1 protein-coding gene is annotated in these 1,646 nt (G+C 41.7%); it reads right to left on the bottom strand.

Annotated elements, in window-relative coordinates:
* Window positions 1-472 precede the first annotated feature (472 nt).
* Complete coding sequence (locus AC1XUD_RS26480) at window positions 473-1,552, bottom strand: IS110 family RNA-guided transposase (protein ID WP_483364064.1); 1,080 nt, start codon at window positions 1,550-1,552, stop codon at window positions 473-475.
* Window positions 1,553-1,646 lie beyond the last annotated feature (94 nt).

The following is a 1,646-nucleotide window of genomic DNA, read 5'->3' on the forward strand; positions in this document are numbered from 1 at the left end:
TCCTTCTATGTTGAATTCCAAGCAAAAGAGCCCATTTTTCTTATTTTTTTAATTCGTGTAAAACTATTGGCAAAACAAATTCTGAAGGAGGGGTTTTCTCCTTCCTTAATGTGTCCGATTTGTTTATCTTTGACTATCAGGCCAATCGGAAATAAGCTCTGCTGGAGAGCATCTTATCAGGTATAGCTTGTGGACGACGAATTATCGATCGTATGGGCTACTTCTTCTAGTAGCCCTTTTTTATTATAATTCAGAGTCCATATATACCTAAAAAAACTCGTCTCCATTTGGTGTTATATGCGCTATACCTTTCAAACCAATCTTCTATAAGCAGTCTCGGTGAGCCGCAATGTATCGTTTATTTCAAAAGGCGGGGGATGTAATCTCCACAATAAGCGGTCTATTTCAGCCGCAGGAAGGGGCTTCCATTTATTCCCCCATGCCATTTTTCCAGGTATCCGCTTTTATATCTTTATTTTACTACTCCGAGTTGATAGTCGGCTTTATTTTTAAGAACGTATCGTATCCTACTCAATAATTTCCTGGCTATTTTGATAATAGCCTTGTTTTTAGGCATTCTCTTTGTCATTTCGATAAAGGAGGCCATCAATGCCGGATCGTGGCGGACTGCTGTCCAACAGGACTCTATTAGCATGATTTTTAAGTCCTTGCGTCCTCGTTTTACCAATTTGCCTATCTTGATCTTCTCCCCTGAGCCGTGCATATTGGGCGCCAGGCCAACATAGTAATTCAGTTTATCAAGGCTCGTAAACCGATTAATGTCGCCAATCTGTACCAAAAAATGCATCCCCGTCAAGCGACCTATGCCTGGTATTTTAGTGATAAGCTCATAAGGATCTTTGTAAACTTCGGTCCGCGACAAGTTTCGGATTGCACGGTTCAGATCCAATAACCTGCTTCTTAAAAAAAGACCTGTACTTATATATCCATCCAAGGTGATTCTAAGCGACAACTCTGAGATCGGCAGCTCTCTAAGCCATTTCACAAAAACCCCGGACCAATGCTGGCTTTGGCTCGTAAAACAATCCGGAATTTTATACCCAAACTGAAACAAAAGAGACTTTACACGGTTCTTAGTCCTTGAAAGATCCTTTGATGTCCTCCCACGTTGTCGCAGCAGTGCCCGGTCGGCCTCCAAAGGTACCTCAGGTATATCAATGCTTTCAAACTTTGATTCCATTAACATCCTGGCCAGTTTGCGACTGTCCACTGAATCCGTTTTTTGCTGTCGCTCTTTTTGGGTCGTTGGCACATCCGAGGGATGGACCACATAACAAAATACCCCTTGCTCATTCAGCTCTCGACACGCAGTAAAACCACTGAAACCAGCTTCGTATACCGCCTTGTAAATAGCACCAGGGAAAGTCTTCTTCAAATAGGATGTTAAAACCTCTGCAGATGGGTCTATCGTCATTTGCTTATGTTCCATCCCTCCACAATACATCGTCACACGCCAGTTCTTTTTATGGGTATCAATTCCTGCGAAAATCGTTTGACCTGCAAACTGATTTTCAGTAACTTGAACTTGCATAGGCCTCAAATCTTAATTTGTGAAACTTTGTACAACTTATCTCAAGTTAAAGTTTTTGGCCTTTGCTTTTTCCTATTCAAACATAATACCTCCC

This window comes from Dyadobacter sp. HNCC25DJ184 (assembly GCF_056895215.1).

Bases quoted from the DNA above. Each gene is read 5' to 3' on its own strand.
- AC1XUD_RS26480 (WP_483364064.1), bottom strand. From the start codon at position 1,552: ATGCAAGTTCAAGTTACTGAAAATCAGTTTGCAGGTCAAACGATTTTC.